We start from the raw sequence: 22,519 nt of genomic DNA, 5'->3' as shown, positions 1-22,519 counted from the left end.
TTCCGTATTACCTGTAGTGCTTAGTGCACCAGCATGCCGGTGAACCAGTAGGCCTGGGCCAGGGTGATCAGGCCGACAATGGTTGCAAAGAATAGGCTGTGCTTGAGGGTGAAGCGGAACAGGTCCGATTCCTTGCCCACCAGGCCGGTCGCGGCGCAGGCCACGGCGATCGATTGCGGCGAGATCATTTTACCGGTTACGCCACCGCTGGTATTGGCCGCCACCAGCAGGGTGTCGTTGACGCCGATCTGGTGCGCGGTGGTGGCTTGCAGCGAACTGAACAGGGCGTTGGACGACGTGTCCGAGCCTGTCAGGAACACGCCCAGCCAGCCGAGGAACGGCGAGAAGAACGGGAAGGCCGCACCGGTGCCCGCCAATACCAGGGCCATGGTCGACGACATGCCCGAGTAGTTGGTGACGAAGGCGAACGCCAGCACCATGCCGATCGACAGAATCGGCCAGCGCAGTTCAACGAAGGTTTCCTTCAAAGTGGTCAGACCAGTTTTGAGGTGGATCTTCAGGACCCACATCGAAATCAGTGCGGAGAAGAAAATCGCTGTGCCGGTCGCCGAAATCGGGTCCAGCTTGAACACGGCCGGAATGGCGGTCGGAGCCGTCACGATAGGGGCGACCTTGATCACCATTTGATCCAGGTGCGGGATGGCGAAGTTGAACACCCAGCCGTACATCGAACCGCCTGCGGCAAACATCGCCTTGAACGGTTTCAGGGTCCAGATGGTGACCAGTACGGTGAGGATCAGGAACGGCGACCAGGCCTTGATGATTTCACCCAGGCTGTACGGCGAGGCAACGGTGGTGCGCTTCTGGCCAAAACCGCCGACGCTGGCAGTGACCGCTACGCTCGAGGTTGCACCGGCGATCTGCGCGCCCGCCGTACGTTTTGGCTGCCAGACTTTGAGGAACAGGGTCAGGGAAACCAGGCTCGCCAAGGCCGAGGTGATGTCCGGCAGTTCCGGACCGATGAAGTTCGAGGTGAAGTACTGAGTGATGGCAAAGCTCAGGCCGGCGACCAGCGCCGCAGGCCAGGTTTCACGCACGCCACGCAGACCGTCCATCATGAACACCAGCCAGAAGGGCACGAACAGCGACAGCAACGGCAGCTGGCGGCCGGTCATGGCGCCGATCTTGAACGCGTCGATGCCCGTGACCTGGCCGGCGACGATGATCGGGATCCCCAGGGCGCCGAAGGCCACCGGCGCGGTGTTGGCGATCAGGCACAGGCCCGCCGCATACAGCGGGTTGAACCCAAGGCCCACCAGCAGGGCGGCGGTGATGGCGACCGGCGCGCCGAACCCGGCGGCACCTTCCAGGAACGCACCGAAGCAAAAGCCGATCAGTAGCACTTGCAAGCGCTGGTCGTCAGTAATTGACAGCACCGAGCTGCGGATTACCTCGAACTGGCCACTCTTGACCGTCAGTTTGTAGAGAAACACCGCTGCCACGATGATCCAGGCAATCGGCCACAGTCCGTAGGCAAATCCATAGCCCGCCGCGGCGAAGGCCATGTCGACCGGCATCTGGAAGGCAAGGATCGCCACCAGAATCGACAAGGCCAGGGTGATGCTCCCGGCCACGTGTCCTTTGAGGCGGAACACGGCCAGAGCCAGGAAGAAAAACACGATGGGGATAACGGCCGCGAGCGCGGACAAGCCGAGGCTGCCGAGCGGGCTGTAGAGCTGTTGCCAGGTTTGCATATGGGGTGGCCCCTAATTGTTGTTGGTCAGGCACTGATCAGCGTTCTTGGTTAATTGGTAAGACCAATTTACAATCGCTGTGGGCTAGGTTAAAAGCCTTGTGGGCGGTGTGTCAATTTGCCGCCCTAAAACTTTTGTCGAATGAGCGCAGCAGGGCTGATCTGATCTGCTCGATCAAGGGCGTTCTGGTAGGTGCTGGCACCGCGTCAATAGGCCAGAATAGAGAGCCCGGCGAACCGTCGGGATCGTGGAGAGTGAGTTATGGGGTTTGATCAGATTCGTCAGCGCCGTTTGTCTGACGATATTGTCGAGCAGCTTGAGGGAATGATCCTGGAGGGCACGCTGAAGTCCGGTGAGCGGCTTCCGGCAGAGCGCGCCCTGGCCGAGCAATTCGGTGTTTCGCGCCCTTCATTGCGCGAGGCCATCCAGAAGCTGACGGCCAAGGGCTTGCTGGTCAGCCGCCAGGGCGGCGGCAATTACGTGGTTGAATCCCTTGGCTCGACCTTCAGCGATCCGCTGTTGCATCTGCTGGAGAGCAATCCCGATGCCCAGCGCGACTTGCTGGAATTTCGTCATACCCTGGAGGCCTCATGCGCCTACTACGCGGCGCTGCGGGCGACGGAGGTCGATCGCGAGCGATTGACGGCGGCATTTGAGCGGTTACAGGACTGTTATGCGCGCCATGAAGAGGTGAGCCGTGCGGAAGAGGGCGCGGCGGATGCGCAGTTCCACCTGGCGATTGCCGAGGCCAGTCATAACGCGGTGTTGCTGCATACCATTCGCGGGCTGTTCGATCTGCTCAAGCGCAACGTGGTGACGAACATTGGCGGCATGTACAAGCAGCGCACGGAAACCCGTGACATGCTGATCGGCCAGCACCGGGACCTGTATCAGGCGATTATCGAGGGGCGGGCGGAACAGGCGCGGGAAGTCTCCAGCCGGCACATTCTGTATGTGCAGGAAGTGCTCGAAGAAGTGCGTCAGGAAGTGCAACGCGTGGCCCGGGCCGAACGGCGCAAGGGGATGTAGATTGGGTCGGCAGAAGCGACTGTGGCGAGGGAGCTTGCTCCCGCTGGGGCGCGAAGCAGCCCTGCGTTTGATCGCCACCGTCGCGAAGACTCCTGGCGACGGGAGCAAGCTCCCTCCCCACAAAGTCGCGCCGGGGAGGAGAGCTAGTCTTCCTTGCCCTTGTTGCGCACCGCGCGTTGCAACTCGCGGTTGGAGTCGCGCTCGCGCTCGGTATCACGCTTGTCGTACTCCTTCTTGCCCTTGCCCAGAGCGATCTCGCACTTGATCAAGTGCTTGCTCCAGTACAACGACGTGCAGACGCAGGCGTAACCCTTCTGCTGCACGGCGGCAAACAGCTTCTCCAGCTCGCGCTGGTTGAGTAGCAGTTTGCGCGAACGTGTCGGGTCGGCAATGACGTGGGTGCTGGCGGTGGTCAGCGGAGTGATATGACTGCCGAGCAGCCAGGCCTCGCCATCCTTGAGCAGCACATAACTGTCGACCAGTTGTGCCTTGCCTGCACGCAGACTCTTTACTTCCCAGCCGGCCAGGACCATGCCAGCCTCGAACCGCTGTTCGATGAAGTAGTCGTGTCGCGCTTTTTTATTCTGCGCGATGGTCCCTGTGGGGTGTTTCTTCTGTTTAGCCATAGGGGCGGCATTATAGGGAGTTGCACGCGAGTCGGCTACGGTGAACCTGCATGCTTGAGCGCATTGAGTGAATCCCGGACAATGCGCCCTCTTTTTTGATCGGTTGGGCGTGTCAACAATGTCGTCAGACAAGGTTTCAGTCCACGGCAGTTGGGCTAGCCGTTGGGTTTTCATACTCGCTGCGACCGGTTCAGCCGTGGGGCTGGGTAGTATCTGGAAATTCCCTTACATGGTCGGCGTCTATGGCGGCGGCGCGTTCGTGCTGGTGTTTCTGGCGTGCATTGCGCTGATCGGCATACCGGTGATGCTGGCCGAAACCCTGATCGGCCGTCGCGCCCGCCAAAGTCCGGCCAATGCCTTGAAGGTGCTGGCGCTTGAGGCGGGGCACTCGGCGAAGTGGTCCTGGGGCGCGTTCGCCGGGATGATCACGGCGTTGCTGATCCTGTCTTTCTACAGTGTGGTGGGTGGTTGGTCGTTCGACTACATCATCAGCATGGGGCGTGGTGATTTCCAGGGGGTGACGGCCGATCAGGTCGGCGCCTACTTTGCCGGAGTGATTTCCGACCCCTGGCGCCTGACGCTGTGGCACACGCTGTTCATGCTGCTATCGGCCGCGATCATCGCCAAGGGGGTGGTGGCGGGGCTTGAGCGCAGCTTGCGGATCATGATGCCGCTGCTGTTCGTGATGCTGCTGGTGCTGCTGGGCTACAGCATGACCACCGGGCACTTCATGGAAGGCGTGCATTTCATGTTCGACTTCGATGCCTCGAAGGTGCTGGACGGTTTGTTGCCCGCCATGGGGCATGCGTTCTTTTCCCTGAGCGTGGGTGTCGGGTCGATCATGATCTATGGCGCCTACATGCCCAAGCATTCGTCGATCTCCGGCACTGTTGTCGGTGTCGCCTTGCTGGATACCTTTGTCTCGCTGCTGGCAGGGCTGGCGTTGTTTCCGATTGTGTTTGCGGGCGGTTTGAACCCGAGCGAAGGACCAGGGCTGATGTTCGTCAGCCTGCCATTTGCCTTTGGCAACGTGGCGTTCGGTCAGGTCATGGGGGTGGTGTTCTTCGTGCTGGTGGCCATTGCGGCCTGGAGTTCGGCCATTTCCTTGCTGGAGCCGATGGTGGCCTATCTGGTTGAGCGGACCAAGGTCCGTCGGGGCTGGGTCACCTTCTGGCTGGCCTTCAGTTGCTGGTTTGTTGGCCTGGGTACCGTGTTTTCCTTCAATATCTGGAAGCAGGCCAAGTTTTTCGTGAGCGAAGGCGGCGGGTTCCACCTCTACCAGTGGGGCGCGCAAGGCGGCCTGGACTTCTTTGGTGTCATCGATTTCTTCACCTCGCGGATCATGTTGCCGCTCGGTGGTTTGTGCTTTGTGGTGTTCGCCGGTTGGGTGATGGGCCGGGGTGCGGTACGCGACGAATTGTCGATCCGCAGTCCAGCCTTGTTCGCGCTGACCTTGTTCTTGATGCGCTATGTAGCGCCCATCGGCATTCTTATCGTATTTGCCGCCCAGCTGTGGAAGTGACGCTGACATGACGACTCATATTCAACGTTCGGCCCTGTTGCCGTATCCGGCACAGGCGCTGTATGACCTGGTCAACGACGTGGCGCGTTATCCGGAGTTCCTGCCCTGGTGCTCCGACGCCAAGGTCATCGAAAGCTCTGCCGAGCACATGCGCGCCAGCGTGGGGGTGGCCAAGGGCGGGTTGAGCCAGCACTTCGTGACACGCAATACGCTGGTGCCGGGGCATTCGATCGAGATGAATCTCGAAGAAGGGCCGTTTACCCAGTTGCATGGCGTCTGGGTGTTCAAGCCGCTGGGCGAGAAGGCGTGCAAGATCAGTCTGGACCTGACCTTTGACTATGCCGGGCCGATTGTTCGGGCCACCCTGGGGCCGTTGTTCAATCAGGCGGCCAACACCTTGGTCGATGCGTTCTGTCAGCGGGCCAAGCAACTGCATGGCTGAGTCCTTGATCAGCGTCGAAGTGGTGTATGCCGCTGTCGACCGCCAGGTGCTGCTCACCACCTGGGTTGCGTCGGGTACGACCGTGCGGGTGACCCTGTTGCAGTCAGGGATCGCCGAACAGTTCCCCGAACTGGATCTGGCGAATTGCCCTGTCGGGATCTTTGGCAAGGTCGTTGCGAATCCTGATAGCCAGCAGGTTCAGGCGGGGGACCGGCTCGAGATCTACCGGCCGTTGCTGGCTGATCCGAAGGAGGTGCGTCGACTGCGTGCCGCGAAGGCGGCGCAGGCTCGGGCACAGGAAAAGTAGATACTTGGTGACAGGCAAGAAAAAGCCCGGACATGCCGGGCTTTTTCTTGTGCGCTGAATTACTGCGTGGTGTCCAGGGGTTCTGGCGTCGGGACTGGAACGGTTTCTACACCGTCTACGTCCTTCTGGATCTGATCCAGCAGCGATCCCGGCTTGACCGGTTTCTCAGGCTTTGGCTGTTCGACGTTTTCAACAGGGGCGGCCACGGTAGTGCCGCTGTCCTTGCCCATCAAGGCCTCGTCACGGCTTACGCCCGGCATGAAATCGCCCGACAGGCTGACCAGTTGATCGTTCGAGTTGAAGATAACGCTGACGCGTTCCTGTTGGCGTTCACCGCCGCCAGGCTGCAAGCTGTACAGGTAATCCCAGCGATCGGCATGGAACGTGTCGGTCAGCAGAGGGTTGCCCATGATAAACCGTACTTGCCGACGGGTCATTCCCGGGCGTAACTGGTCTATCATGTCCTGCGTGACGACATTGCCCTGCTGGATGTCGATTTTGTAAACCCCGGGGAATGAACAACCGGCGAGTGCGAGCAGTCCCACGAAGGTGAAACTGGTTAGCAAGAGCTTGGTGTTTTGCATCGGTGGGCGACTTCCACTATCTTGGCTGGGACAACGTAAACGCCGATCATACCCGCATTAAGAGAAGCTGCGAAGCAGCATCGCGAGAAAGCTGACCATGGTTGAAAATAGCGAACTACGCAAAGCAGGCCTCAAAGTGACCCTGCCACGGGTCAAGATTCTGCAAATGCTTGACTCCACCGAGCAGCGTCACATGAGTGCCGAAGATGTCTACAAGGCACTGATGGAAGCTGGTGAAGATGTCGGTTTGGCCACGGTTTACCGTGTACTGACCCAATTCGAAGCCGCTGGTCTTGTGGTCCGTCACAATTTCGACGGCGGCCACGCGGTCTTCGAGCTGGCGGATGGCGGCCACCACGACCATATGGTCAACGTGGAGTCCGGTGAAGTGATCGAATTCTTCGACGAAGAAATCGAAAAGCTTCAGAAGGCGATCGTCGAGAAGCACGGCTTCGATTTGGTGGATCACAACTTGGTGTTGTACGTACGCACTAAAAAGTAAGCATGTCGCGCAGGTTCTGGCCTGCGAAACGAACGAAGGCGACCCAAGGGTCGCCTTCGTGCTGTCTGGCGGGTTAGTTCTTGGCGGTCACGACCATTTTTTTGGCGTGAGCCAGGGATTCCTTGGTCAGGTCGATGCCGCCCAGCATCCGGGCCACTTCTTCGATTCGCTCGTTCTTGCTCAGCCTGGACACAGCGGTGTGCGTGGCGTCGTCGCCGCGAACCTTGTGGACAAACAGGTGCTGATGCCCTTGCGAGGCTACTTGCGGCAGGTGGGTGACGGTCAGGACTTGCCCGCGGTCCCCGAGGCGGCGCAGGAGTTGGCCGACAATTTCCGCGGTAGGGCCGCCAATGCCCACGTCAACTTCGTCGAACACCAGTGTCGGTATGCGTGATGTTTGCGCCGTGATCACCTGGATGGCCAGGCTGATGCGCGACAGCTCACCGCCCGAGGCTACCTTGGCCAGGGCCTTGAGGGGTTGCCCGGGGTTGGCGCTGACCAGCAGTTCGACCTGTTCCAGGCCGTTGGGCAGCAGTTCGGTGCTGGTATTGGGCCGTAGTTCGATGGTGAAGCGGCCACCCGGCATGCCCAGGCGCTGGATTTCCTGTTCAACGGCATGGGCCAGGCTGCTCGAGGCCTGATGGCGCAGATCGCTCAGTTCCCGGGCCTTTTCGTGATAGTGCCGGGCGTAGGCCCCCAACTCTTCGCTCAGGCGCTCGATGGACTCGTCGTTGGCATTGAGGGTCTCGATCTCGTCCATCAGTCGCTGCGCAAGTTCGGCGACTTCGGTGGGCTGGATTCGATGTTTGCGCGCCAGGGTGTAGATGGTGTCCAGTCGCTCTTCGAGTTGCTGGAGGCGCGCCGGGTCGGCATCGAAGTTGTCGAGGAAGCGGTTCAGTTCGCCGACCGCCTCTTCTACCTGGATTTGTGCGCTGGTGAGCAGGTTGGTGGCTTCGCCCAATGCGCCCACCGAATTGTTCACGCTGGTCAGGCGGTTGAGACTGGCCGTCAGGGCGTTCAATACATTGCCCGAATCACTCTCGCTGCACTGCTCGACCACCTGTCGACAAATGCCGAGCAGGGTTTCGGCATTGGTCAGGTTTTTATGCTCTAGCTCAAGCTGCTCCAGTTCGTTCTCGCCCAGGCCAAGGTTTTCCAGCTCTTCGAGTTGATAACTGAGCAGTTGGTGGCGGGCGCGCTGCTCGTCGCCGGAGTTGGAGAGCCGCTCCAGCTCCTGTCGGGTCTGGCGCCAGCGCTGGGCCGCAAGCTGCACCTGGCGGGCAAGGTCCGTCGCCCCCGCGTACTCGTCCAGCAGTCGGCGGTGGGTGTCGGTTTTCAGCAGCGACTGGTGTTCGTGCTGGCTGTGAATATCGATCAGCAGTTCGCCGAGGGCCTTGAGGTCGCCAAGGGGGCAGGGGCTGCCGTTGATGTAGCCGCGCGAGCGACCTTCTGCGGTGATCACCCGGCGCAGGATGCACGGACTGTCGGTGTCGAGGTCGCGCTCGGCCAGCCAGGCGCTGGCTTCCGGAATATCGGCCAGGTCGAAGGTGGCCAGGATGTCCGCCTTGTCCGCGCCTGGGCGTACCACGCCGCTGTCGGCGCGATCACCCAGGGTGAGGCCCAGGGCGTCGAGCATGATCGACTTGCCGGCGCCGGTTTCCCCGGTGATCACGCTCATCCCGCGATCCAGTTCCAGGTCGAGGTGTTCAACGATGGCGTAGTTATGTACGGACAGGTGCACCAGCATAGAGGCCGCTCCCAGGCTAAAAAGTCTGGTTATTTATACAGTGTTTTATTTGTGCCTGACAATGCCCGTGTTTAGCTCGATTTGCTTGGTGTCGGGATTTTTTTAAAACCCGGTGTAATGACTCGTCGGCGGTTTTTGTGCGGGGAATGCTGCTTGGTGCAAGGCAGGCCCTTGAACCTGAAAATTGCGACCCCATATACCGGGGCAGAAGCGCGAGTCGAGTTCGCGCACGATTTTGAAAGGAGAAATCTATGGCTGACGAACAGACGCTGGATACGCAAAATCTAGACGCCAATCAGGCTCCCGAAACATCGGGTGAAGACCTGGTGGCTCGTGTGCAAGTGCTCGAAGAGCAACTGGCCGGCGCTCAGGATCAGGCTTTGCGTGTTGCGGCTGATCTGCAGAACGTCCGCCGTCGCGCCGAGCAGGATGTAGAGAAGGCTCACAAGTTTGCGCTGGAAAAGTTCGCTGGCGACCTGCTGCCGATCATCGACAGCCTGGAGCGCGGCCTCGAACTGTCCAACCCGGATGACGAAAGCATTCGCCCGATGCGCGAAGGGATCGAGCTGACCCTGAAAATGTTCCAGGACACCCTGAAGCGTTATCACCTGGAAGCGGTCGATCCTGAGGGTGAGCCGTTCAACGCCGAGCACCATCAGGCGATGGCCATGCAGGAAAGCGCCGATATGGAACCCAACAGCGTGCTGAAGGTGTTCCAGAAGGGTTACGTGCTCAACGGTCGCCTGTTGCGCCCGGCCATGGTCGTGGTCAGCAAGGCCCCGGCGCCGGTTGCGCCGTCGATTGACGAGCAGGCTTGAAATCCGCCGCAAGGCCCCCATTTATAAGTCAAGCGTTTAAGTGCTACCGCAGTTAGCCACCACTGCTGCGGCAACCAAATCCAAAGTTTCGGGAGAGTGAACATGGGCAAAATTATCGGTATCGACCTGGGGACTACCAACTCCTGCGTCTCCATTCTTGAAAACGGCAACGTAAAAGTTATCGAGAACGCCGAAGGCGCGCGTACCACGCCGTCGATCATCGCGTACGCCAACGATGGCGAAATCCTGGTTGGCCAGTCGGCCAAGCGTCAAGCCGTGACCAATCCGCATAACACCCTGTACGCGGTGAAGCGTCTGATCGGTCGTCGCTTCGACGAAGAAGTGGTACAGAAAGACATTCAGATGGTCCCTTACAAGATCGTCAAGGCTGACAACGCCGACGCCTGGGTTGAAGTGAACGGCCAGAAAATGTCGCCGCCACAGATCTCGGCTGAAATCCTGAAGAAAATGAAGAAAACCGCCGAAGACTACCTCGGTGAAGCCGTGACTGAAGCGGTCATTACCGTTCCGGCTTACTTCAACGACAGCCAGCGTCAGGCGACCAAGGACGCCGGCCGTATTGCTGGCCTGGACGTGAAACGTATCATCAACGAACCAACCGCAGCTGCGCTGGCTTACGGCATGGACAAGGCCAAGGGCGATCACACCGTGATCGTTTATGACCTGGGTGGCGGTACTTTCGACGTTTCGGTTATCGAAATCGCCGAAGTGGATGGCGAGCACCAGTTTGAAGTGTTGGCGACCAACGGTGACACGTTCCTGGGTGGTGAAGACTTCGACATTCGTCTGATCGACTACCTCGTTGACGAATTCAAGAAAGAAAGCGGCATGAACCTCAAGGGTGACCCGCTGGCCATGCAGCGTCTGAAAGAAGCCGCTGAAAAAGCCAAGATCGAGCTGTCTTCGAGCCTGCAGACCGACGTTAACCTGCCGTACATCACTGCAGACGCGACCGGTCCTAAGCACTTGAACGTGAAAATCTCCCGCGCCAAGCTGGAAGCGCTGGTGGAAGACCTGGTTCAACGCACCATCGAGCCTTGCCGCATCGCTCTGAAAGACTCGGGTATCGACGTTGGCAAGATCGACGACGTGATCCTGGTCGGCGGTCAGACTCGTATGCCGCTGGTTCAGAAGGCTGTTACCGATTTCTTCGGTAAAGAAGCCCGTAAAGACGTGAACCCGGACGAAGCGGTTGCCATGGGTGCTGCCATCCAGGGTGCGGTACTGGCCGGTGACGTGAAAGACGTGCTGCTGCTCGACGTCAGCCCGCTGACCCTGGGTATCGAAACCATGGGTGGCGTGATGACCGCGCTGATCGAGAAAAACACCACGATTCCTACCAAGAAATCGCAAGTGTTCTCGACTGCCGACGACAACCAGGGCGCCGTGACCATTCACGTGCTGCAAGGCGAGCGTAAGCAAGCTGCCCAGAACAAGTCCCTGGGCAAGTTCGACCTGGCCGAGATTCCACCAGCACCACGTGGCGTGCCACAAATTGAAGTGACCTTCGACATCGACGCCAACGGCATCCTGCACGTAGGCGCCAAGGACAAGGCCACCGGCAAGACTCAGTCGATCGTGATCAAGGCCAACTCCGGTCTGTCCGAGGAAGAAATTCAGCAGATGATTCGTGATGCTGAAACCAACGCCGACGAAGACCGCAAGTTCGAAGAGCTGGCAACGGCTCGCAACCAGGGCGACGCGCTGGTTCACTCGACGCGCAAAATGGTTGCGGACGCTGGCGACAAAGTGACTGCTGAAGAGAAGACTGCAATCGAAGCCGCAGTGGTTGCCCTGGAAGCCGCCGTTAAAGGCGACGACAAGGCCGCCATCGAAGCCAAGGTTGAAGAGCTGTCGAAAGTCTCCGCTCCAGTGGCGCAGAAGATGTACGCCGAGCAGGCTCAGCCGGCTGAAGGCGCGGCACAGCAGGGCGAATCGGCTGAAAAGGCTGACGACGTTGTCGACGCTGAGTTCGAAGAAGTCAAAGACCACAAGTAAGTTGTTGGTCGGCCGGTTGACTGCCTTTGTGCGGTGACTGGTAGGATGTCGCCGCGCGGGAGCTTGCTCCCGCGTTGGCGTGTCTGGAGTAGACGAATTTTTACAGCATGCGACAGCGGCGGATTGAGTGGCTTGTTCGTTAGAGCAAGTTCGGATGACTGAACGCCATAACCAAGGCGCTGCGACGACTCATAGCGCGCTATGGGGAGGAGCGGCAACGCAGGGTATGGTGCTCAGGCGCCGGAGTTGCCTAACGAACAAGCCATTCAGTCCGCCCCAGCATGTTGGTGGTATGGCCGGAAATGCTCCTGCTTTTCGCGCCGCAAGTACCGCAAGAATCAAAGACCAGGATCGTTGAATTGACGTGAGTTGGGTCCGGGCCTGTATTGGGGCTCAACGAGTTCGGCAAACTCAGGAGGGTTTTGTCGGACGTCCTCAAGAGTGCAAAGACTTATGGCAAAGCGTGACTATTACGAAGTGTTGGGTGTTGAGCGTGGCACGAGCGAGGCAGACCTGAAAAAGGCCTACCGCCGCTTGGCGATGAAGCACCACCCGGACCGTAATCCTGACGACAAAGCGTCGGAAGAAATGTTCAAAGAGGCCAACGAGGCCTATGAAGTGCTGTCCGACTCCAGCAAGCGCGCGGCCTACGACCAGTACGGTCATGCTGGCGTCGACCCGAGCATGGGTGGCGGCGGTGCCGGCTTCGGTGGGCAGAACTTCTCCGATATCTTCGGCGACGTGTTCAGTGATTTCTTCGGCGGTGGTCGTGGCGGTTCCCGTGGCGGTGCCCAGCGCGGCAGCGACCTGCGCTACACCCTGGAGCTGAACCTGGAAGAAGCGGTGCGCGGCACGACCGTGAATATCCGTGTGCCGACGCTGGTCAACTGCAAGCCGTGCGACGGTTCGGGCGCCAAGAAGGGCTCCTCACCCGTGACCTGCCCGACCTGCGGCGGTATCGGCCAGGTGCGCATGCAGCAAGGCTTCTTCTCGGTGCAGCAGACCTGCCCGCGCTGCCATGGCCAGGGCAAGATCATTGCCGACCCGTGCAACTCCTGCAACGGCGAAGGCCGTGTCGAAGAGTACAAGACCCTGTCGGTGAAAGTGCCGGCTGGCGTGGACACCGGTGATCGCATTCGTCTGTCGGGCGAGGGTGAGGCCGGTACTCAGGGTGGGCCGACAGGCGACCTGTACGTGGTGATCAATGTGCGCGAGCACGCGATCTTCCAGCGCGACGGCAAGCACCTGTTCTGCGAAGTGCCGATCAGCTTCGTCGATGCGGCCCTGGGTGGCGAACTGGAAATTCCGACCCTGGATGGTCGGGTCAAGCTGAAGATTCCTGAGGGTACGCAAACCGGCAAGCAGTTCCGTGTGCGCGGCAAAGGCGTCGCGCCGGTTCGTGGTGGCGGTGCGGGTGACCTGATGTGCCGTGTTGCCGTCGAGACTCCGGTCAACCTGAGTCGTCGTCAGCGTGAACTGCTGGAGGAGTTCCGCAGCTCCCTGGCGGATGACAACAGCCACTCACCCAAGACCACGGGTTGGTTCGAAGGCGTGAAGCGTTTCTTCGGCGATCTGTAAGGAATCCGGTATGCGACGTATAGCTGTGATGGGCGCTGCTGGGCGCATGGGCAAGATTCTGGTGGAGGCGGTGCAGCAGCGCGCGCCGCTCACCGGCCTGACGGCGGCAATCGTGCGCCCAGGCAGTACGCTGATTGGAGTGGATGCCGGTGAGCTGGCGTCCCTGGGCCGAATCGGTGTGCCGTTGTCGGCTAACCTGGAAGCGGTGGCTGAAGAGTTCGATGTGTTGATCGACTTCACGCTCCCGGAAGTCATGCTGAAAAACCTGGCGTTTTGCCGCAAGGCGGGCAAGGCCATGGTGATCGGCACGACGGGGCTGGACGCTGCTCAGAAGCAGTTGCTGGCCGAGGCGGGCACGGACATTCCCATCGTGTTCGCGGCCAATTTCAGTGTCGGCGTGAACCTGTCGCTCAAGTTGTTGGATGTGGCGGCTCGGGTGCTGGGCGATGATGCCGATATCGAAATCATCGAAGCCCATCACCGGCACAAGATCGACGCGCCGTCAGGTACGGCCCTGCGCATGGGTGAGGTGATCGCCGAGGCGCTGGATCGTGATCTGCAGAAGGTCGCGGTCTATGGGCGTGAAGGCCATACCGGTGTTCGCGAGCGTGAAACCATAGGCTTCGCCACGGTTCGTGGTGGGGATGTGGTCGGTGATCATACGGTGCTGTTCGCCTGCGAGGGTGAGCGACTGGAGATCACTCACAAGGCGTCCAGCCGCATGACCTTTGCCAAGGGGGCGGTGCGTGCTGCGTTGTGGCTTGATGCTCGCGAGCCGGGTCTTTATGACATGCAGGATGTGCTCGACCTGCGGTAAGATGCGCCACCGACGGGGTTCGAACTCATGCTTCGGGCCCCGTTTCAACCGCTACGCGACGTCCTGTCGCATTCTCCTGCCTTTTAGGCTCATTAGCGGTGGACCAAAAAAGCCTTTTTCTGTAAGCTACAGCTTTAGTGTGTCCACTAAAAGCGCGCAGAATAATTCAGTGAAGAAGCGGGGTGACGTGTCCATACGTCACTCCGCTTTTTTGCAACCTGCGATCGCCCCTTCAGGCTTTATTTACGGGAGGTCTTCTTGACTAAGCCAGCCATACTCGCCCTTGCTGATGGCAGCATTTTTCGCGGCGAAGCCATTGGAGCCGACGGTCAAACCGTTGGAGAGGTGGTGTTCAACACCGCCATGACCGGCTATCAGGAAATCCTTACCGATCCTTCCTACGCCCAACAGATCGTTACCCTGACTTACCCGCACATCGGCAACACCGGCACTACGCCGGAAGATGCCGAGTCCAATCGCGTCTGGTCTGCTGGCCTGGTCATCCGTGACCTGCCACTGGTTGCGAGCAACTGGCGTAACACGATGTCCCTGTCCGACTACCTGAAGGCCAACAACGTTGTGGCCATCGCCGGTATCGACACTCGCCGCCTGACGCGCATCCTGCGTGAGAAAGGCGCGCAGAACGGCTGCATCATGGCCGGTGACAACATTTCCGAAGAAGCGGCCATCGCCGCTGCCCAGGGCTTCCCTGGCCTCAAAGGCATGGACCTGGCGAAAGTCGTCAGCACCAAGGACACCTACGAGTGGCGTTCGACTGTCTGGGATCTGAAAACCGACAGCCACGCGACCATCGAGGCTTCCGAGCTGCCGTACCACGTAGTGGCCTATGACTACGGCGTCAAAGTGAACATCCTGCGCATGCTGGTCGAGCGCGGTTGCCGCGTGACCGTGGTGCCGGCCCAGACGCCAGCCGCCGATGTGCTGGCGCTCAAGCCTGACGGCGTGTTCCTGTCCAACGGCCCGGGTGACCCTGAGCCATGCGACTACGCGATCCAGGCGATCAAGGACGTGCTGGAGACCGAGATTCCGGTATTCGGTATCTGCCTGGGTCACCAGTTGCTGGCCCTGGCCTCCGGCGCCAAGACCCTGAAAATGGGTCACGGCCACCACGGTGCCAACCACCCGGTTCAGGATCTGGATACCGGTGTTGTCATGATCACCAGCCAGAACCATGGTTTTGCCGTAGACGAAGCGACCCTGCCAGCCAACGTGCGTGCGATCCACAAGTCGCTGTTCGACGGCACCCTGCAAGGTATCGAGCGTACCGACAAGAGCGCCTTCAGCTTCCAGGGTCACCCTGAAGCCAGCCCCGGCCCGAACGACGTAGCGCCACTGTTTGATCGCTTCATCAACGAAATGGCCAAGCGACGCTGATCGCTCGCCCTGATGTAGCGAAGCTTGAGGGTGGTCCCGACACCGGCGGCCCCCTCAGGTCTTCAGAGATTGAACAAGACGGCTTGCCGACTGACCTGCGGATTTGAGTGACAAACCCATGCCAAAACGTACAGACATTAAAAGCATCCTGATTCTCGGCGCTGGCCCGATCGTTATCGGCCAGGCCTGCGAATTCGACTACTCCGGCGCCCAGGCTTGCAAGGCCCTGCGCGAAGAGGGTTACCGCGTCATCCTGGTGAACTCCAACCCGGCCACCATCATGACCGACCCGGCCATGGCCGACGCTACCTACATCGAGCCGATCAAGTGGCAGACCGTTGCCAAGATCATCGAGAAAGAGCGTCCTGACGCGCTGCTGCCAACCATGGGTGGCCAGACCGCTCTGAACTGTGCCCTGGACCTGGAGCGCGAAGGCGTTCTGGAGAAGTTCGGCGTAGAGATGATCGGTGCCAATGCCGACACCATCGACAAGGCTGAAGACCGTTCGCGTTTCGACAAGGCGATGAAATCCATCGGCCTGGACTGCCCGCGCTCCGGTATCGCCCACAGCATGGAAGAGGCCAATGCGGTCCTCGAGAAGCTTGGCTTCCCGTGCATCATCCGTCCGTCCTTCACCATGGGCGGCACCGGTGGCGGTATTGCTTACAATCGTGAAGAGTTCGAAGAAATCTGCGCCCGAGGTCTGGACCTGTCTCCGACCAAAGAGCTGCTGATCGACGAATCCCTGATCGGCTGGAAAGAGTACGAAATGGAGGTTGTCCGCGACAAGAAGGACAACTGCATCATCGTTTGCTCGATCGAAAACTTCGACCCGATGGGCGTGCACACCGGTGACTCGATCACCGTTGCTCCGGCACAGACCCTGACTGACAAGGAATACCAGATCCTGCGTAACGCCTCCCTGGCGGTACTGCGCGAGATCGGCGTGGAAACCGGCGGCTCCAACGTCCAGTTCGGCATCTGCCCGGACACCGGTCGCATGGTCGTCATCGAGATGAACCCGCGTGTATCCCGTTCCTCGGCGCTGGCCTCGAAAGCTACCGGCTTCCCGATCGCCAAGGTCGCTGCCAAGCTGGCGGTGGGCTACACCCTGGATGAGCTGTCGAACGACATCACCGGTGGCAAGACCCCGGCGTCTTTCGAGCCGTCCATCGACTACGTCGTGACCAAGCTGCCACGCTTCGCCTTCGAGAAATTCGCCAAGGCTGACGCCCGCCTGACCACTCAAATGAAGTCGGTCGGTGAAGTCATGGCCATCGGCCGGACCTTCCAGGAGTCCCTGCAGAAAGCCCTGCGCGGTCTGGAAGTCGGCGTTTGCGGTCTGGACGAGAAGCTCGACCTGAGCAATCCGGAAAGCATGAGCGTGCTCAAGCGCGAACTGACCGTGCCGGGCGCCGAACGTATCTGGTACGTGGCTGACGCCTTCCGCGCTGGCATGACGGTCGAAGATATCTTCGGCATGAACATGATCGACCCTTGGTTCCTGGTGCAGATCGAAGATCTGATCAAGGAAGAAGAGAAGGTCAAGACCCTGGGTCTGTCGGCGATCGACAAAGACCTGATGTTCCGCCTCAAGCGCAAAGGCTTCTCCGATCAGCGTCTGGCCAAGCTGCTGGGCGTGACCGAGAAGAGCTTGCGTGCGCATCGCCACAAGCTGGAAATTTTCCCGGTCTACAAGCGCGTTGACACCTGCGCTGCAGAGTTCGCTACCGATACCGCTTACCTCTACTCGACGTACGAAGAAGAGTGCGAAGCGGCGCCATCGGGTCGCGACAAGATCATGATCCTGGGTGGCGGTCCGAACCGTATCGGCCAAGGCATCGAGTTCGACTACTGCTGCGTTCACGCGGCACTGGCGCTGCGCGATGACGGGTACGAGACCATCATGGTCAACTGCAACCCGGAAACCGTGTCCACCGACTACGACACCTCCGATCGCCTGTACTTCGAACCAGTGACCCTGGAAGACGTGCTGGAAATCGTGCGCGTCGAGAAGCCGAAAGGCGTGATCGTCCAGTACGGCGGCCAGACTCCGTTGAAGCTGGCTCGCGCCCTGGAAGCGGCTGGCGTGCCGATCATCGGCACAAGCCCTGACGCCATCGACCGTGCTGAAGACCGTGAGCGTTTCCAGCAAATGGTCCAGCGCCTGAACCTGCGTCAGCCGCCAAACGCCACCGTGCGCAGCGAAGACGAAGCCATTCGTGCCGCTGGCAAGATCGGCTACCCGCTGGTGGTGCGTCCGTCCTACGTATTGGGCGGCCGTGCGATGGAAATCGTCTACGAAGAAGAAGAACTCAAGCGCTACCTGCGTGAAGCGGTTCAGGTCTCCAACGACAGCCCTGTGCTGCTGGATCACTTCCTCAACTGCGCCATCGAAATGGACGTGGATGCGGTCTGCGACGGCAAGGATGTGGTGATCGGCGCAATCATGCAGCACATCGAGCAGGCCGGCGTTCACTCCGGTGACTCCGCGTGCTCGCTGCCGCCGTACTCGCTGCCGCTGCACATCCAGGACGAGATGCGCGAGCAGGTCAAGAAGATGGCGCTGGAGCTGGGCGTGGTCGGCCTGATGAACGTTCAGTTGGCGCTGCAAGGCGACGACATCTACGTCATTGAAGTCAATCCGCGCGCTTCGCGTACCGTACCGTTCGTCTCCAAGTGCATCGGTGTTTCCCTGGCCATGATCGCGGCACGCGTGATGGCCGGTAAAACCCTGAAGGAAATCGGCTTCACCAAGGAAATCATTCCGAACTTCTACAGCGTGAAAGAGGCGGTGTTCCCGTTCGCCAAATTCCCTGGCGTTGACCCGATCCTCGGCCCGGAGATGAAGTCCACGGGCGAAGTGATGGGTGTGGGCGACACCTTCGGCGAAGCCTTCGCCAAGGCCCAGATGGGTGCCAGCGAAGTGCTGCCGACCGGCGGTACTGCGTTCATCAGCGTGCGTGACGATGACAAGCCGCTGGTTGCAGGCGTAGCCCGTGATCTGATCAACTTGGGCTTCGAAGTGGTCGCCACTGCCGGTACTGCCAAGCTGATCGAGGCTGCAGGCCTGAAAGTGCGTCGTGTGAACAAGGTGACCGAAGGCCGTCCGCACGTGGTCGACATGATCAAGAATGACGAAGTCACGCTGATCATCAACACCACCGAAGGTCGTCAGTCGATCGCTGATTCGTACTCCATTCGTCGTAATGCCTTGCAGCACAAGATTTACTGCACCACCACCATTGCTGCAGGCGAGGCTATCTGCGAAGCGCTGAAGTTCGGTCCCGAGAAGACCGTGCGCCGCTTGCAGGATCTACACGCAGGATTGAAGGCATGAGCATAACCAAGTACCCCATGACTGTTCAGGGCGCTCGCGCCCTGGAAGAAGAACACACTCACCTGACCAAGGTCGTACGTCCCAAGCTGAGCCAGGACATCGGTACGGCTCGCGAGCTGGGTGATTTGAAGGAAAACGCCGAATACCATGCTGCTCGCGAGCAGCAGGGTATGGTCGAGGCGCGGATTCGTGACATTGAAGGTCGGATTCAGAATCAGGTCATCATCGATGTCACGTCCATTCCTCACACCGGTAAAGTGATTTTCGGCACCACCGTTGAAATCGCCAACGTCGAGACTGATGAGCGCGTCACTTACCACATAGTGGGTGAGGATGAGGCTGACTTCAAACTTGGCAAGATTTCGGTCGGATCGCCGCTGGCCCGCGCCTTGATCGCCAAGGAAGAGGGTGACGTGGTGGCGGTGAAAACGCCTGGTGGCGTTATCGAGTACGAGATTGTCGAAGTTCGCCATGTCTGAGGGCGGGCGCCTGCATCGCGCGGGCGCCATGCTTTGGCAGCTGACCCAGGTGTTATGGGTCGGCGGCCTGTGGTTGTTGCACGTCGGTCTGCTGCCGGTGCTGGACCAAATTGGTCTGGCGCCGCTGCTGATCCATGAGATTTCAGGCATGCTGAGTGCGCTGCTGGTTGGGTTTTCAGCTGCGTGCGTGGTTTTTCAGGTTTTGGTGCTGGTTCAGACCAAGGGCCTTGCCAGTCTATGGCGCGATATGCGCGGACAATTGCTGTTGATGGCGCTGTACGCGAGCACGATGTACTTCGTGGTGCGCATCGAATGGCCTGAGGCGGAGCATTGGTTGCTGTTCAGCTACCTGGTCCTGGGCTTTTCCGGTTTGCTGCTGGTCATGCAGCCGGTGCCAGGTTGGGGTGGCAGGGTGCGCGAAGCACACCCTTGACCCGTTTCATCACTTGAAGCGATGGACGTTCGACAGTTGCTTGTTTACGCTGAAGTTCTTGCGGTAAATCAGCGCCATCTTGCCGATGACCTGTACCAGATCCGCTTTGCCGACCTTGCACAGTTCTGCAATGGCAGCCAGGCGCGATTCGCGATCGAGGATGTTGAGCTTGATCTTGATCAGCTCGTGATCGCTCAATGCGCGTTCCAGTTCGGCTAAAACACCTTCCGTCAAACCGTTGTCAGCCACAGTCAAAACTGGTTTCAGATGGTGGCCAATGGATTTGTACTGTTTCTTCTGCTCTTGAGTGAGCGGCATAATCTGACCCTTTCGTCTGGATTCTGTAAAATGGCGGCCATTTTACCCGAGGGTGCGTGGATCCGCCCAATTAATCACGACCCTTATCATCGAGGTGCCCAATGGCGCGTTCCAAGACAAGCCTTGGTTGGCTGAAAAGACATGTCAATGATCCCTATGTGAAGCAGGCGCAGAAGGATGGCTACCGTTCACGTGCGAGTTACAAGCTTCTGGAGGTCCAGGAGAAATACAAGCTGATCCGTCCGGGCATGAGCGTTGTCGACCTGGGTGCAGCGCCCGGTGGCTGGTCGCAGGTCACTAGTCGGTTGATCGGTGGTCAGGGGCGTCTGATTGCCTCGGACATCCTGGAAATGGACAGCATTCCGGACGTGACTTTCATCCAGGGTGACTTCACCCAGGACCAGGTGCTCGCTCAGATCCTTGAGGCCGTGGGTAATTCGCAGGTGGACCTTGTGATTTCCGATATGGCCCCCAATATGAGTGGTACGCCTGAGGTGGACATGCCAAAAGCCATGTTTCTTTGCGAGCTGGCTCTTGATTTGGCGGCTCGGATACTCAAGCCTGGCGGTAATTTTGTGATCAAGGTTTTTCAGGGCGAAGGGTTCGATGCTTACGTGAAGGACGCTCGTCAGAAATTCGACAAGGTCCAGATGATCAAGCCGGACTCTTCCCGTGGCAGCTCTCGCGAGCAATACATGCTGGCTTGGGGCTACCGCGGCCCGAGTGAGTAAAACGAGGATTTTTTGCGGGGTGATAGGTTTTTAGTATTTCGCCCCACAAGCATTAACGAATATTGTGTAGTCAATGTTTCACAAAGGGTTACAGACGGCGCCTGCCAGAGTTGTAGGTAATGTAGTAAGTTAGGCCGGTGAATATCATGCGAGGCGCGCGCCAGTTGCGGAGCTTGCTTCAGAGGGTAGTTAATTGAACGATATGGCAAAGAATCTTATCCTGTGGTTGATCATCGCGGCTGTCCTCGTGACGGTGATGAACAACTTCTCCAGCCCTAACGAGCCACAGACCCTCAACTATTCCGACTTCATCCAGCAGGTCAAGGATGGCAAGGTCGAGCGCGTAGCCGTGGACGGCTATGTCATTACCGGCAAGCGCACGGATGGCGACAGCTTCAAGACCATTCGTCCGGCTATTCAGGACAACGGTCTGATCGGTGACCTCGTGGACAACCACGTCGTTGTCGAGGGTAAGCAGCCTGAGCAGCAAAGCATCTGGACCCAGCTACTGGTTGCAAGCTTCCCGATCCTGGTGATCATTGCCGTCTTCATGTTCTTCATGCGCCAGATGCAGGGCGGCGCGGGCGGCAAGGGCGGGCCGATGAGCTTTGGCAAGAGCAAGGCGCGCCTGCTCTCCGAAGACCAGGTGAAAACCACCCTGGCTGACGTTGCCGGTTGCGACGAAGCCAAGGAAGAGGTCGGCGAGCTGGTCGAATTCCTGCGTGATCCGGGTAAGTTCCAGCGCCTGGGCGGTCGTATTCCTCGCGGTGTGCTGATGGTTGGCCCTCCGGGTACCGGTAAAACGTTGATTGCCAAGGCGATTGCCGGTGAAGCCAAGGTGCCGTTCTTTACCATCTCCGGTTCCGACTTCGTCGAAATGTTCGTGGGTGTCGGCGCCAGCCGTGTTCGCGACATGTTCGAACAGGCCAAGAAGCACGCCCCCTGCATCATTTTCATCGACGAGATCGACGCCGTCGGTCGCCATCGTGGCGCCGGCATGGGCGGTGGTCACGATGAGCGTGAACAGACCCTCAACCAGTTGCTGGTAGAGATGGATGGTTTCGAAATGAATGACGGCATCATCGTCATCGCCGCGACCAACCGTCCTGATGTGCTTGACCCGGCGCTGCTGCGTCCAGGTCGATTCGACCGTCAGGTTGTCGTCGGTTTGCCGGACATCCGTGGTCGTGAACAGATCCTCAAGGTTCACATGCGCAAAGTGCCGATGGGTGACGACGTCGCTCCGGCGGTGATCGCACGCGGTACCCCGGGTTTCTCTGGTGCTGACCTGGCCAACCTGGTGAACGAGGCCTCGCTGTTCGCGGCTCGCGCCGGCAAGCGCATCGTCGAGATGAAGGAATTCGAACTGGCCAAGGACAAGATTATGATGGGCGCTGAGCGCAAATCGATGGTCATGTCCGAAAAAGAGAAGCAGAACACCGCTTATCACGAAGCCGGTCACGCCATTGTTGGTCGAGTGGTGCCTGAGCACGACCCGGTCTACAAGGTCTCGATCATCCCGCGTGGTCGCGCACTGGGCGTGACGATGTTCCTGCCGGAAGAAGATCGCTACAGTCTGTCCAAGCGCGCCTTGATCAGTCAGATCTGCTCGCTCTACGGCGGTCGTATCGCCGAAGAGATGACCCTTGGCTTTGACGGTGTCACCACGGGTGCTTCGAACGACATCATGCGTGCCAGCCAGATCGCCCGGAACATGGTGACCAAGTGGGGTCTTTCCGAAAAACTCGGTCCCTTGATGTATGCCGAAGAAGAAGGTGAGGTGTTCCTGGGTCGTGGCGGCGGCGGTCAACACGCCAGCTTCTCGGGCGAGACGGCCAAGCTGATCGACTCTGAAGTGCGTAGCATCATTGATCAGTGCTACGGCACGGCCAAGCAGATCCTGACGGACAATCGCGACAAGCTGGACGCGATGGCCGATGCGCTGATGAAGTACGAAACCATCGATGCCGATCAGATCGACGACATCATGGCGGGTCGTCCTCCACGCGAACCGCGTGACTGGTCTGGTGGTACCGGTACTTCCGGTACGCCTCCTGTTGTCCAGGACGAGCGTCCGGAAACCCCTATCGGCGGCCCGGCTGCCGACGTCTAAGGTT

The 22,519-nt window shown here is 59.4% G+C and carries 20 protein-coding genes; 15 read left to right on the top strand and 5 right to left on the bottom strand.

The window, feature by feature from the left end:
- Positions 1 to 20: 20 nt before the first annotated feature.
- Positions 21 to 1,715, bottom strand: a complete 1,695-nt coding sequence (locus tag AC3WQN_RS17355) for a lactate permease LctP family transporter (RefSeq protein WP_095081686.1) — start codon at positions 1,713 to 1,715, stop codon at positions 21 to 23.
- Between the two features lie 261 nt (positions 1,716 to 1,976).
- Between AC3WQN_RS17355 and AC3WQN_RS17350 the strand changes: the two genes are divergently transcribed.
- Positions 1,977 to 2,744 carry an FCD domain-containing protein gene (locus AC3WQN_RS17350; protein ID WP_095145074.1) on the top strand — a complete coding sequence of 256 codons (768 nt, stop codon included), beginning with the start codon at positions 1,977 to 1,979 and terminating at the stop codon, positions 2,742 to 2,744.
- A gap of 143 nt (positions 2,745 to 2,887) precedes the next feature.
- Here the strand turns inward: AC3WQN_RS17350 and smpB are convergent, their stop codons facing one another.
- Positions 2,888 to 3,370, bottom strand: coding sequence for an SsrA-binding protein SmpB (smpB, locus tag AC3WQN_RS17345; protein ID WP_095081682.1), 483 nt, complete (start codon positions 3,368 to 3,370; stop codon positions 2,888 to 2,890).
- Positions 3,371 to 3,488: 118 nt separating this feature from the next.
- Between smpB and AC3WQN_RS17340 the strand changes: the two genes are divergently transcribed.
- The 3 genes from AC3WQN_RS17340 to AC3WQN_RS17330 are packed head-to-tail and all read left to right on the top strand — an operon-like array spanning position 3,489 to position 5,641.
- On the top strand, positions 3,489 to 4,892 hold the full coding sequence (locus AC3WQN_RS17340; protein ID WP_103401034.1) for a sodium-dependent transporter: 1,404 nt from the start codon (positions 3,489 to 3,491) through the stop codon (positions 4,890 to 4,892).
- A gap of 7 nt (positions 4,893 to 4,899) precedes the next feature.
- Complete coding sequence (locus AC3WQN_RS17335; protein WP_103401035.1) at positions 4,900 to 5,334, top strand: type II toxin-antitoxin system RatA family toxin; 435 nt, start codon at positions 4,900 to 4,902, stop codon at positions 5,332 to 5,334.
- A complete protein-coding gene (locus tag AC3WQN_RS17330; RefSeq protein ID WP_103401036.1) occupies positions 5,327 to 5,641 on the top strand; it encodes an RnfH family protein in 315 nt (104 codons plus the stop codon). Before AC3WQN_RS17335 ends, AC3WQN_RS17330 begins: the two co-directional genes overlap by 8 nt.
- A 59-nt stretch (positions 5,642 to 5,700) precedes the next feature.
- Here the strand turns inward: AC3WQN_RS17330 and AC3WQN_RS17325 are convergent, their stop codons facing one another.
- Positions 5,701 to 6,225 (bottom strand): outer membrane protein assembly factor BamE, encoded by a 525-nt coding sequence (locus tag AC3WQN_RS17325; protein ID WP_095148452.1) that lies wholly within the window; start codon positions 6,223 to 6,225, stop codon positions 5,701 to 5,703.
- Positions 6,226 to 6,322: 97 nt separating this feature from the next.
- On the opposite strand from AC3WQN_RS17325, the gene fur reads away from it, so the two are divergent.
- On the top strand, positions 6,323 to 6,727 hold the full coding sequence (fur, locus tag AC3WQN_RS17320; RefSeq protein WP_095081672.1) for a ferric iron uptake transcriptional regulator: 405 nt from the start codon (positions 6,323 to 6,325) through the stop codon (positions 6,725 to 6,727).
- Positions 6,728 to 6,800: 73 nt separating this feature from the next.
- On the opposite strand, the gene recN is transcribed toward fur, so the two are convergent.
- Positions 6,801 to 8,474 (bottom strand): DNA repair protein RecN, encoded by a 1,674-nt coding sequence (recN, locus tag AC3WQN_RS17315; RefSeq protein ID WP_103401037.1) that lies wholly within the window; start codon positions 8,472 to 8,474, stop codon positions 6,801 to 6,803.
- A gap of 251 nt (positions 8,475 to 8,725) precedes the next feature.
- Between recN and grpE the strand changes: the two genes are divergently transcribed.
- The 8 genes from grpE (at position 8,726) to AC3WQN_RS17275 (ending at position 19,353) form a co-directional block, all read left to right on the top strand.
- Complete coding sequence (gene grpE / locus AC3WQN_RS17310; RefSeq protein WP_095081668.1) at positions 8,726 to 9,292, top strand: nucleotide exchange factor GrpE; 567 nt, start codon at positions 8,726 to 8,728, stop codon at positions 9,290 to 9,292.
- A 102-nt stretch (positions 9,293 to 9,394) separates the two neighbouring features.
- Positions 9,395 to 11,311, top strand: coding sequence for a molecular chaperone DnaK (gene dnaK / locus AC3WQN_RS17305; RefSeq protein WP_095145068.1), 1,917 nt, complete (start codon positions 9,395 to 9,397; stop codon positions 11,309 to 11,311).
- A 453-nt stretch (positions 11,312 to 11,764) separates the two neighbouring features.
- Entirely contained in the window at positions 11,765 to 12,889 is a 1,125-nt protein-coding gene (dnaJ, locus tag AC3WQN_RS17300) for a molecular chaperone DnaJ (RefSeq protein WP_103401038.1), read from the top strand.
- Between the two features lie 10 nt (positions 12,890 to 12,899).
- Complete coding sequence (dapB, locus tag AC3WQN_RS17295; protein WP_103401039.1) at positions 12,900 to 13,706, top strand: 4-hydroxy-tetrahydrodipicolinate reductase; 807 nt, start codon at positions 12,900 to 12,902, stop codon at positions 13,704 to 13,706.
- A 258-nt stretch (positions 13,707 to 13,964) separates the two neighbouring features.
- On the top strand, positions 13,965 to 15,101 hold the full coding sequence (gene carA, locus AC3WQN_RS17290; protein WP_034148342.1) for a glutamine-hydrolyzing carbamoyl-phosphate synthase small subunit: 1,137 nt from the start codon (positions 13,965 to 13,967) through the stop codon (positions 15,099 to 15,101).
- A gap of 118 nt (positions 15,102 to 15,219) precedes the next feature.
- Positions 15,220 to 18,441, top strand: a complete 3,222-nt coding sequence (gene carB / locus AC3WQN_RS17285; protein WP_103401040.1) for a carbamoyl-phosphate synthase large subunit — start codon at positions 15,220 to 15,222, stop codon at positions 18,439 to 18,441.
- 2 nt (positions 18,442 to 18,443) lie between these two features.
- Complete coding sequence (greA, locus tag AC3WQN_RS17280) at positions 18,444 to 18,920, top strand: transcription elongation factor GreA (RefSeq protein WP_103401052.1); 477 nt, start codon at positions 18,444 to 18,446, stop codon at positions 18,918 to 18,920.
- Between the two features lie 28 nt (positions 18,921 to 18,948).
- Positions 18,949 to 19,353 (top strand): MFS transporter, encoded by a 405-nt coding sequence (locus AC3WQN_RS17275; RefSeq protein ID WP_103401053.1) that lies wholly within the window; start codon positions 18,949 to 18,951, stop codon positions 19,351 to 19,353.
- A gap of 9 nt (positions 19,354 to 19,362) precedes the next feature.
- Here the strand turns inward: AC3WQN_RS17275 and AC3WQN_RS17270 are convergent, their stop codons facing one another.
- The gene (locus AC3WQN_RS17270; protein WP_103401041.1) at positions 19,363 to 19,671 is read right to left on the bottom strand and encodes a YhbY family RNA-binding protein; all 309 of its coding nucleotides are present in this window, start codon (positions 19,669 to 19,671) and stop codon (positions 19,363 to 19,365) included.
- A 101-nt stretch (positions 19,672 to 19,772) separates the two neighbouring features.
- Between AC3WQN_RS17270 and rlmE the strand changes: the two genes are divergently transcribed.
- Together rlmE and ftsH are read left to right on the top strand one after the other, a co-directional pair.
- Positions 19,773 to 20,402, top strand: coding sequence for a 23S rRNA (uridine(2552)-2'-O)-methyltransferase RlmE (rlmE, locus tag AC3WQN_RS17265; protein WP_103401042.1), 630 nt, complete (start codon positions 19,773 to 19,775; stop codon positions 20,400 to 20,402).
- 202 nt (positions 20,403 to 20,604) lie between these two features.
- The gene (ftsH, locus tag AC3WQN_RS17260; protein ID WP_095145061.1) at positions 20,605 to 22,515 is read left to right on the top strand and encodes an ATP-dependent zinc metalloprotease FtsH; all 1,911 of its coding nucleotides are present in this window, start codon (positions 20,605 to 20,607) and stop codon (positions 22,513 to 22,515) included.
- Positions 22,516 to 22,519 lie beyond the last annotated feature (4 nt).

The sequence above is a fragment of the Pseudomonas sp. FW300-N1A1 genome (assembly GCF_058789115.1).
The sequence above is the reverse complement of the archived record's forward strand: the minus strand, read 5'-3'. Positions and strand labels throughout refer to the sequence as shown.

Excerpts from the sequence above, each read along its gene's own strand:
- AC3WQN_RS17355 (WP_095081686.1), bottom strand. The coding sequence starts at position 1,715 with ATGCAAACCTGGCAACAGCTCTACAGCCCGCTCGGCAGCCTCGGCTTG.
- AC3WQN_RS17350 (WP_095145074.1), top strand. The coding sequence starts at position 1,977 with ATGGGGTTTGATCAGATTCGTCAGCGCCGTTTGTCTGACGATATTGTC.
- smpB (WP_095081682.1), bottom strand. The coding sequence starts at position 3,370 with ATGGCTAAACAGAAGAAACACCCCACAGGGACCATCGCGCAGAATAAA.
- AC3WQN_RS17340 (WP_103401034.1), top strand. The coding sequence starts at position 3,489 with ATGTCGTCAGACAAGGTTTCAGTCCACGGCAGTTGGGCTAGCCGTTGG.
- AC3WQN_RS17335 (WP_103401035.1), top strand. The coding sequence starts at position 4,900 with ATGACGACTCATATTCAACGTTCGGCCCTGTTGCCGTATCCGGCACAG.
- AC3WQN_RS17330 (WP_103401036.1), top strand. The coding sequence starts at position 5,327 with ATGGCTGAGTCCTTGATCAGCGTCGAAGTGGTGTATGCCGCTGTCGAC.
- AC3WQN_RS17325 (WP_095148452.1), bottom strand. The coding sequence starts at position 6,225 with ATGCAAAACACCAAGCTCTTGCTAACCAGTTTCACCTTCGTGGGACTG.
- fur (WP_095081672.1), top strand. The coding sequence starts at position 6,323 with ATGGTTGAAAATAGCGAACTACGCAAAGCAGGCCTCAAAGTGACCCTG.
- recN (WP_103401037.1), bottom strand. The coding sequence starts at position 8,474 with ATGCTGGTGCACCTGTCCGTACATAACTACGCCATCGTTGAACACCTC.
- grpE (WP_095081668.1), top strand. The coding sequence starts at position 8,726 with ATGGCTGACGAACAGACGCTGGATACGCAAAATCTAGACGCCAATCAG.
- dnaK (WP_095145068.1), top strand. The coding sequence starts at position 9,395 with ATGGGCAAAATTATCGGTATCGACCTGGGGACTACCAACTCCTGCGTC.
- dnaJ (WP_103401038.1), top strand. The coding sequence starts at position 11,765 with ATGGCAAAGCGTGACTATTACGAAGTGTTGGGTGTTGAGCGTGGCACG.
- dapB (WP_103401039.1), top strand. The coding sequence starts at position 12,900 with ATGCGACGTATAGCTGTGATGGGCGCTGCTGGGCGCATGGGCAAGATT.
- carB (WP_103401040.1), top strand. The coding sequence starts at position 15,220 with ATGCCAAAACGTACAGACATTAAAAGCATCCTGATTCTCGGCGCTGGC.
- AC3WQN_RS17275 (WP_103401053.1), top strand. The coding sequence starts at position 18,949 with ATGCTTTGGCAGCTGACCCAGGTGTTATGGGTCGGCGGCCTGTGGTTG.
- AC3WQN_RS17270 (WP_103401041.1), bottom strand. The coding sequence starts at position 19,671 with ATGCCGCTCACTCAAGAGCAGAAGAAACAGTACAAATCCATTGGCCAC.
- rlmE (WP_103401042.1), top strand. The coding sequence starts at position 19,773 with ATGGCGCGTTCCAAGACAAGCCTTGGTTGGCTGAAAAGACATGTCAAT.
- ftsH (WP_095145061.1), top strand. The coding sequence starts at position 20,605 with ATGGCAAAGAATCTTATCCTGTGGTTGATCATCGCGGCTGTCCTCGTG.